General features: G+C 59.6%; 7 protein-coding genes and 1 pseudogene. 1 reads left to right on the top strand and 7 read right to left on the bottom strand.

Going from position 1 to position 8,625, the window contains the following annotated elements; translation table 11 throughout:
- The 5 genes from AC6FTP_RS23855 to AC6FTP_RS23835 form a co-directional block, all read right to left on the bottom strand.
- On the bottom strand, positions 1-1,649 hold a 1,649-nt coding region (locus AC6FTP_RS23855; protein ID WP_497209413.1), incomplete at its 3' end, for a secretin N-terminal domain-containing protein.
- 49 nt (positions 1,650-1,698) lie between these two features.
- Entirely contained in the window at positions 1,699-2,556 is an 858-nt protein-coding gene (locus tag AC6FTP_RS23850; RefSeq protein WP_497209412.1) for a hypothetical protein, read from the bottom strand.
- Positions 2,553-3,077, bottom strand: coding sequence for a GspMb/PilO family protein (locus tag AC6FTP_RS23845; protein WP_497209411.1), 525 nt, complete (start codon positions 3,075-3,077; stop codon positions 2,553-2,555). Before AC6FTP_RS23845 ends, AC6FTP_RS23850 begins: the two co-directional genes overlap by 4 nt.
- Entirely contained in the window at positions 3,074-4,324 is a 1,251-nt protein-coding gene (locus tag AC6FTP_RS23840; protein WP_497209410.1) for a hypothetical protein, read from the bottom strand. The genes AC6FTP_RS23845 and AC6FTP_RS23840 overlap by 4 nt, the downstream gene beginning before the upstream one ends.
- Positions 4,325-4,527: 203 nt before the next feature.
- Positions 4,528-6,582, bottom strand: a complete 2,055-nt coding sequence (locus tag AC6FTP_RS23835; RefSeq protein ID WP_497209409.1) for a prolyl oligopeptidase family serine peptidase — start codon at positions 6,580-6,582, stop codon at positions 4,528-4,530.
- Between the two features lie 62 nt (positions 6,583-6,644).
- Here AC6FTP_RS23835 and AC6FTP_RS23830 point away from each other — a divergent pair, with 62 nt between their 5' ends.
- On the top strand, positions 6,645-7,631 hold the full coding sequence (locus AC6FTP_RS23830) for a DUF6807 domain-containing protein (RefSeq protein WP_497209408.1): 987 nt from the start codon (positions 6,645-6,647) through the stop codon (positions 7,629-7,631).
- A gap of 171 nt (positions 7,632-7,802) precedes the next feature.
- On the opposite strand, the gene AC6FTP_RS23825 is transcribed toward AC6FTP_RS23830, so the two are convergent.
- Together AC6FTP_RS23825 and AC6FTP_RS23820 are read right to left on the bottom strand one after the other, a co-directional pair.
- The gene (locus AC6FTP_RS23825) at positions 7,803-8,189 is read right to left on the bottom strand and encodes a hypothetical protein (protein WP_497209407.1); all 387 of its coding nucleotides are present in this window, start codon (positions 8,187-8,189) and stop codon (positions 7,803-7,805) included.
- Positions 8,190-8,315: 126 nt separating this feature from the next.
- A pseudogene (locus AC6FTP_RS23820) lies at positions 8,316-8,492 on the bottom strand (DUF695 domain-containing protein); the annotation flags it as partial.
- Between the last annotated feature and the right edge of the window lie 133 nt (positions 8,493-8,625).

Genomic DNA, 8,625 nt, shown 5'->3' with positions numbered 1-8,625 from the left:
CTTCTTCCCCGCAAGGCAGCCTCAAGAGAGAATCCGCGCCCTTCACTGGTCTGGTAATTGCCGATCAGGGCCGAGATCATGATCTGCTGGGGGCGGTGATCGAGTTCATCCATGATCTCATTGAGGATGCGCAGATGCTCCGGCGGGCCGGAGGCGAAGATGGAGTTTGCCACGGGGTCGGAGATGAGCAGGGTCTTGCCGACGAGCATGGAAGTTGGACCGTTGTTCTGGCGCAGTGGAGTGAGGTTTCCTCCCCCGCCTCCGATGCTGCTGCTGCCGCCACCGAGTCCACCGCTACCGCCAAAACCGCTGTTCATGCCATTGCTGCCGAGGGAGTTACTGTTGTTGTTTCCGAAAAGGCTGTTGCTGTTGTTGTTGTTCTGATTGGTCCGGTTTTGGCCGTTTTGATTGTTCGTGCCGGTGCCACCTGCGCCACCACTGCCGCCACCTTCTCCATCGCCTTCGGTGCGGGTGATGGCGTCGCTGATGATCTGCATGGCGGATTCGACGGCGAGATACTTGAGCTGACGGGAAGCGAAGTTCCGCAACTCGGAGGCGGCATCGAGCTCCTTGATCAGTTTGCCCAGGTAATCGACCTGTTCTGCCGTGCCGATGACAAGGAGGCAGTTGCGCCGTGCGATGGAGATGATTTTTGCCGGGGCGGCTTCAGACGCTGGGCCACCTGCCCCGCCTGCATTTGGATTCAGCTGCATGTTTGGCTGCTGAGCCTGAACGGGAGCGCCGCCAGTGTTGTTTTGCGGAATGCTCGGCACACGCCCCGAGCCGGAGCTGCCCTTTTCTTCGTTTCCAAGAATTTCATCAAGCGCTGTCTTCACATCCTCAGCATCTGAGCGGGTGATCTGAAAGGTCTTCTGGACCGTCTCGGAGGGTTTGTTGTCCAGACGTTCCAGCAGATCAATGATGGAGCGGATGGTGTTGCTGTTCTCAGTGATGACGAGCGCCTTGGAGTTTGGCACGGGGGTGATGACGCCGTAGCTGTGACGCGGGATGACCTGATCGATCGCCTTGGTGGCATCTTCGGAGTTCAGGTATTTTAGATTCACCACATGGCTGACGACTTGATCGGTCATCGGGAGTTCCATCGCGGAGTCGATGAGTGGAGCGCCCTCCATCGTGGGTTTCTTCGCATCAAAGGCGAGTATTTTGACCATGCCTTCGCCTGCTGGTGTGAAGGCATAGCCATTCAAAAGCAGGCTCTTTTCAATGAACATGATGGCCTTGTCCTTCGGCAGCGTGCCCGTGGTTTCGATGGAAACGGTGGCCTGCTCGGCATTGGCATCACGGATGATTTTCAGGCCGGTGAGGTCCTCATAAAGAAGCAAAATTTCAGAGATGGGTGTGTTTGGGAACTGCAGTTCCACGCCATCTTCAGTGATGGCGTCATCCACCTTCATGGCCTGCTTTTCAGTGCCCGCAGCACCTGCATTCGCTGGCGCTGCGACACCGGGACGAGCTGGGTTCCCTGGAACCGCCCCTGGGCGTGGAACTTGGCGGACAGCCGGGCCTCCAACACCGGGAGGTGGGATGGTGTTCGGGTTCCGACCTGGCTGAGCCGGGATTTGTGCCGTGCCATGGGCGGCCAGCAGCAGGACGCCGAGCAGGCAGAGGATGGGTTTGAGATAGGTCATGCCAGGAAAATGGAACAGGGGTTGGCTGGAAAAGATAAGCGGCTGAACTTTATGGATTGCTCTGGGGATTGACGACGGGAGCCGGGATCAACTGGCGGCGGCGGGAGATCGTCGGTGGCGTGGTGCCTGGAGCACCGACGGGAAGTGTGGGATTCACGACGCCGCCCTGAATGGCGGTGCCTTGGTTGATCATGCCGCCCCCCTGATTGAAGCCAGAGGACACCCCGCCCTGCATGTTGGGGGCATTGAAGACACGCCCGTTCTGGGTCGGCATCACGGGCTTGGTGACATTATTGTTGATCAGCCCCGGCCGGTTTGCTCCTACCGGGACGGGGGCATTGACTGCACCGGGGTTGCCCGTTGGCTGGCCTTGCGCGCCGCCCGCGGGCCGCATGGTGTTGTTCACCGTCACGGGGGCGATGTTTTCGTCGTACTTGAGCTCAGCTTCCTCGGTGCCTTTGGCGATCTTGGCGGAGGCTTCCTTGCGGCTGCGGTGGAAGTTCGCCTCCACGAGGCGGAATTCGTCACCTTCCTTGGGCTCGTTGTAGATGCGTTTAACTTCGTTTGTCTGCTTGTTGCGGATGCTGATGCGAATCTTGCCGCTGTATTTTGACATGCTGGCCAGAGCCCAGTCCTGGCCCCAGTTCACGGTAGTCTGGACTATGGCCGTAACCTTGAGCCGGAACGGGTTCTTGTCCCAGGTGGAATCATAGCGGGAAAGATCAAAGGGGATGGGAATCGCCGGACCGTCTTCTTCGGCGTCCGGTGGGGCATCGACGTTTGCGGACTCCACGGACTCGGATGGGACTGCTTCGGGTGTGGCATTGCTGCCATCCACGGGTGTGACAGCATCCTGTGCGCGGCTTGCGGCAGTCATCAAAAGGCAAGTGAGGACGAGTGCTTTCATGAGGGTGGAAGTCTGAACCATTTCTCGACGCGCATGTTCACTTCGAGCTTCGCTGAGTCTTCTTCATTCGGCGTGATCGTCATGGCCGGGACGACGATGAAGTTGCCAGGCTGCTGAAGTTCGTACAGCCAGTTCATCACGGGCTTCATCTCGCCACGCACGACCAGGGTGACGACGGCAGAGGTCATGCCCGCACGCTCACCGGGTTCGTTGGGCTGCTTCTGTGGCACGCTGACTCCGTGCTTGCTCGCGAGTTCATCGACGATGTTCAGCACATTCGTGATGGCTTCGCCCGGCTTGGTGAAGGGCGGCTGTTTTTCGCCCAACCACGATGAGCGCTGCTCCCAGAAATCCTGTTTGGCGAGCAGTTCATCGGCTTCCGCCCGGCGCGTGGCGACATCCGAGGCCACGCTGTCCACGCGCTGCTTCCATGCTTTGAGCTTGGTCAGTCCCATAAAGGCTCCACCTCCGATCAGGATGACTCCCAGAGCCAGGGCGAGTCTTTGTTCACTGGCGGTCATAGCGATGTCACCTCCTGGTTCGATCCATCGTCACCAGCAGCTTCCTGGGGACGTGCTTCAGCGCGGAAGGTGGCACGCCCATCAGGCAGGCTTGTGGGGCTGGGGAACTCCCACTGCCAGCGGTTGAAAGCTGGGGAGGCGACGAGCTTGTCTCGAAACTCGATGCCATGTCCGAGCGAGGAGGCTTCGCCATCAATCACGATGCCATCCAGCTTCAACTCCAAGCGTGTGACACGGATGCCTTCGGGCGGAAGAAGCAGAATGAGCTGGTAGATGGATTCGACGGGATACTGATCCGGCGTGAGCGCAGGCCGCAGGTCTTCCCAGCTCGCCTTCGCATCGCGGATGGCGGCAAGCTCGGGCTCCAGGGCATCGAGACGCTGTGACTCAGTCACAAGCTGTCGTTCGCGAATCATCACGCGTGCGGCGAAGGCTCCAAGCGCAGCGATGAGGACGAAAGTGAAGGCTGCCACGCCCATCATCACCATACGGCGCTGCTGGCGCTCGTGACGAAGCTGCACCACCGGCGCAGGCACAAGCCGTGAGTTCTGCGAAGGCAGGATCGGTGGTCCCGCGCGGCGCACGGAGACGGGCAGGTCGAGCCCGTTTTCAAAACTCACAGGCACGATGTCCTCCGTCTCATCCGTGCTGGAGACGCAAATGCTTTGGAGATCTGGAGAGATGCCCGCTAGCTCCAGTGCGGCGAGGATGCAGCGGATCTCTGCGGCAGCATCGGCATCCAGCGCGCGCGCAGCCAGAGCCTGGCAGTGAACGGGAGAGCCCTGTTCATTCGGGATGGCGATCACAAGTCCGCCGGCTTCATACCACATCAGAGCCTCACCGGGCTGAAGCTGATGAAAGGCGACGGATGGGGCGAAGCGGGCATCGTCGGAAGCCTCCAGAATGCTGGCTGGCAGCGAGGAAACCTGGATGATCGCCGAGATGGGCTGGTCCCGCTCCTCACGTGCGCCGGTGACGACGATCTCGAAGTTGTTCGAGTCCGAGGTCTCATTGCTGAAGCCTGCGGCTTCGAGTTCGAGATGCGCAGCGGAGTCTCGTCGCGCTCCTTCCACGCCCTGAAAACGCATCGGCACGCTGACCGTCGATCGTGCAGGCAGCGCCACCCACTCGGCTCCACGCCAGGATTTTGCCTCGGTTTCACCGGGCTGCATCTGCCCTGCTTTGGCCCGCCACGCGCGGAATCCCTCTTCGTGGGGAATGAGCAGGAGTTCGTCAGTGGGTTTCATTAAGCAAAAAATCAGATCGGAAAGGGGCGCGATACTAGAGGACTCCGCCTCAAGTGCAAGGCGGGAGACAGCCTCTGCACGAATCGAGTTCAACATTCACGATTTTAGATTCTCAGAGCCGATGACGCCCATCTGCGTTGGCACGACGGCTCCTTGGGCGAGATGGAATCTCGCTGCACCTGCTGACGACTTGCAAAGTCGTGCTACTTCACCTGCCAGCGATCATCGAAGAAGTCCGCCGCGACGACTTTCCCCGCGCTCTCGGCGCTCGGTGGCTGAGTGATGTCCAAGATGGCCCAGTCGGGGAGCTTCGGGTTTTGCAGGGAATTCGTCTTATCGTGCGCCTCGCGGAAGGTAAGGCCGGAATTGATCACGACTTCGAAGCCCGGTGATTTGAGGCAGGGATAGGTTAAAGCGGGCACATGGGTGGCGGCATCGAAGCCTGCTTTGCCCTTCATGCCGATCTTCTTCGCATCCCACTGCACAGGCAGGCTGGCGAGCACGGCCTTGATGCAGGAGTTCGACTCCGGCGTGCCCCAGAGAATGAGGCTCTGGGTCTTGCCAGCTTCATAGACATCCTTCACTTCGGAAGCCTTCACCACACGTGCATCGCCACGCATCAGGCCACGCCAGCGGGTAATGAAGTGGGAGGACTCGGCCTGCACCCAGGCATCGACGGCGGCAGAGGACGATTTGCCATCGGGAAGCACGACGAGGAAGGGCTTCATGAAACTCGTGTCCATCGGTCCGGGATGCGCGCCGCCTTTGCCACCTTCTGGGCCTTCGTGTTGGAAGGGCGTGGCATTGCCGAAGTCGCGCCACTGGCCGTTCTCTTTAATCAGGCGGCAGAGTGAGTTCGGCACCCGGGGGCCGGGGCTGAGGAAGTTCTCGAACTTCGCCAACTCGGGTCCGATCTGCATGGTCAGCGTCTGCCCGTCGATCTTCAGCGTGAGTTTGTCGCCACCCTTCCGCACCTGCGGCGGCGGGTAGAGGACGATGCGGGAGACGTTGCTCGTCTTGATCTCCAGCGTCTTGCCATCAAGCACCTTCGCGTCGAGGCGGGCGTCTTTCCAGCTTTGCTCCAGGCCGTGGAGGTTCATCCATTTCACGCGGCCATAGAGAGCCGTCTTCGTCTGGATGTGGACTTCATCGGGGAAGTTGTTGCGGCCTTTGGCGACCTCCTTCTCGATCAGCGCCTGCACCTCTTTGATCGTCTCAGGATGATATTTGTGCGGCATGCCAGGACCGATGAGATGCGGCGTTTTCATGCCCTCTTTGCCGAGCACTTCCATCATGTACTCGGCACTGTCGCGCTGTGCATCCAGCTCGCCGCTGTAGCTGATGAGGGGAACGTTCAGGAAGTTGCGCGCATAGTCGGGCACATCGTAAAAGCCCCACATCGTCTGCTCATAAGCCACGGGATATTTGTCCGGCGTGAGCTTCTGGTAGCGCTTCACATCGGCGAAGCCGGCCCCGGTATGCACGCAGGCCCACTGGTCAGGATAATGCGCGCCGAGATGCCAGGCCCCTGCCCCGCCCATGCTGAACCCGGCGAGCACGATGCGATTCGTATCCACTTTGAAGCGGGCGATGGCGTCATCGCGGGACTCGAAGACATCCACCTCACCGGCAGACTTCCAGCCATTGCAGTAGCGGCCAAAGGGATGAATCACGATGCTGCCCGCGGGCTGAAATTGCCCCGGCTTCTTCGCCATCAGGCGACTGTAAACAAAGTGCAGATCCGTCGCCGTATCGCCACGACCATGCAGCCAGATCCACATCGGCACAGCCTTCTTGCCGATCTCCAGACCCTCGGGAATCTCCACGCCGTAAGGCTGTGCGGAGCCATCGAGCTTCGAGTAGAAGCCGAGCACCTTCTGGCCCGCGCCATCCATCCATGGTGTTTTGCCATCTTTGAGGGAGGCGATGCGCTTCTTCGCTTCATCGAGCAGCGCGTTCACCTTCTTGAGGTTGTCCTCAGGCTTCTTGTCATACCACTCGTCGAAGTCGAGCGCGTAGCGGACCGCTTTGAGAAAGATCGCCGCGTCCGCCGAACGGGGATGTTTCTTCACCGCCTCAAAGGCCGACTGAACTTCCGTGAGTGTCTTCTCCGCTGCTGCCTCCTGCTCGGCAGACAAAGCGGCGACAGGCTTCGGCGGCAGACTGCCTTTAAACGAAGCCGTGGCTCCATTCGGGCTGAGTTGAGCCTGGAGCGGCAGGATGGAAAGAAGGAAAAGGGCGGAAAGGATGGGACGCATGTGGGTGGTGGGAAGAAACGCTGGCAAAGAGGCGTTCTTTGCCCTCTCATCCAGCCCTTGCCATGAAGATCACCTCCTTCCTTGTCCTTTCCCTCCTCGCCGCGCTGACACCGCTCGGCGCCGCCACCTTCACCGTCGATAAAACACCCACCGGCGGTGCCATCGTGAAACTCGATGGCGAGTTCCTCACCGAGCTCGTCGTCGATCAGGCCAACAAGACCTACCTCTGGCCCATCATCGGCACCAGCGGCGTCACCATGACCCGCGCCTATCCCATGAAGACCGTCGAAGGCGAGCAGCACGACCACCCGCATCATCGCGGCCTGAACTTCGGTCATGAAAGCATCGCCGGTTATGACACCTGGGCCGAGCGCGCCACCTTTGGCGAAGGCAAGAAGACCAACGAGCGCATCGAGCACCTCGGCGCCATCAAGCTGCGCGAGATCACCAAGATGGAAGGCGGCGAAAAGGCCATCATCCGCACCGTCTCCGATTACGTCGATGCCGCTGGCAAAAAGACCTCCGAAGAAGTGCGCGAGTACGTCTTCGCCGTGCAGGGCGCGAACCGCCTCATCGACGTGGACATCGTCCTCATCGCCAGCGAGGGCGACATCATCGTCGATGACAAAAAGGACGCTGGTCTCAGCATCCGCGTCCCCACCGAGATGGCCGTGGATAAAGGCAAAGAAGGCGGCAAAGGCACCGGCCACATCATCAACAGCGAGGGCGTGACCGATGAAGCCGCCTGGGGCAAACGCGCCACCTGGGTCGATTACCACGGCACCGTCGGTGGCAAGGCCGTCGGCGTCGCCATGCTCAATCATCCGAGCAGCTTCCGCCACCCCACCCCCTGGCATGTCCGCACTTATGGTTTGTTCACCGCGAATCCCTTCGGCCTCTCCCAGCTCAAAGTGCAGGCCGAGACCGGCGCGATGACCCTCAAGAAGGGCGAGAAGATCACCCTGCGTCACCGCTTCGTCTTCCATGATGGCGACGAAAAGGCCGGCAAGATCGCCGAAGCCTACGCCGACTACGCCAAGCAGAAGTGATCCACGGCCCGAAGGCCCACCCATCCACACCCACGGGGCGACCAAAGCGGTAGCCCTTTTTCGTTTCTTCCGCTGCTGGGTGCCGGAGGCACCAGGGCAAGCCGGGGGTGACAACCCCGGAACAGGAGGGCAAATGCGTCATGCATTCATTGATGCATCCCGGCAGGGACACTACTTTGAATGGTCTTTCTGAAGCGAGGAGATGCGCAGATGGTATCGATTGTCCCCGTCGTCCCACTCGAACTCATCTCCGTTTACCTTCACATCGCTTACATACGGGTATGATTCCTGGAAAATCCGTCGCGCCTTATAGATGGTGGTCTCGCCTCCCGACTCCCGCTCAAGAGTAACAATCGAGGTGCCAGGATCTAGAAACGGAAGGCCCATGGTTTCAGTCACATACTTGATGGCAACCGTGCCCTCAGCATAGGGAACACGCTTCTCCGAGCGCAATTCATAATGATAACCTCGCATCTTCTGGAACTGCATTCCCAAAGCAAAAGTTAAAGCGCAGGCGAACAGGGCAGAATAAGCCCAGGTGATGTGAACACGTTTCATGAGACATTGAGCCTAACGATCCAGATCAGGCGACGGCGAGCGGGAGGCGTCGATAACACGACAGATGCCATTCGAGCCGCTGCCTGCATTCCGTTTTTTTCACCGATTATGGTGCAGGATCATGTCTCATGGGAAGTCGTGATAAATGCTCCATGCTGGGTCACGCTGAATCTGATATGCAGGGGAAAACAAGGTGTATCCTGCCACAAGGCTGTCGGCCCGACGAGAAAACTCTTCTGGATCGCGGGTGTAAAACAGATGGTCCTTAACGCCAGACTTAACGACCGAGGCGACCATAATCGCAAGCTGATCGTTAGCGGTGCGCCGAGTGCCCTCGGTCTAAGCTTGCCTTTTGGTTTCGACAACTATGCCGCTTTCCGCTGACCGTCGATCCGCCGGGTCTTGGCCCAGGCTGCGGGTGTTACGTCCTTGACCT

This window comes from Prosthecobacter sp. (assembly GCF_044378005.1).
In the GTDB taxonomy this organism is placed as follows: Bacteria; Verrucomicrobiota; Verrucomicrobiia; order Verrucomicrobiales; family Verrucomicrobiaceae; genus Prosthecobacter.
Note: the sequence above shows the minus strand (reverse complement) of the source record. Positions and strands in the feature narration are given on the sequence as shown.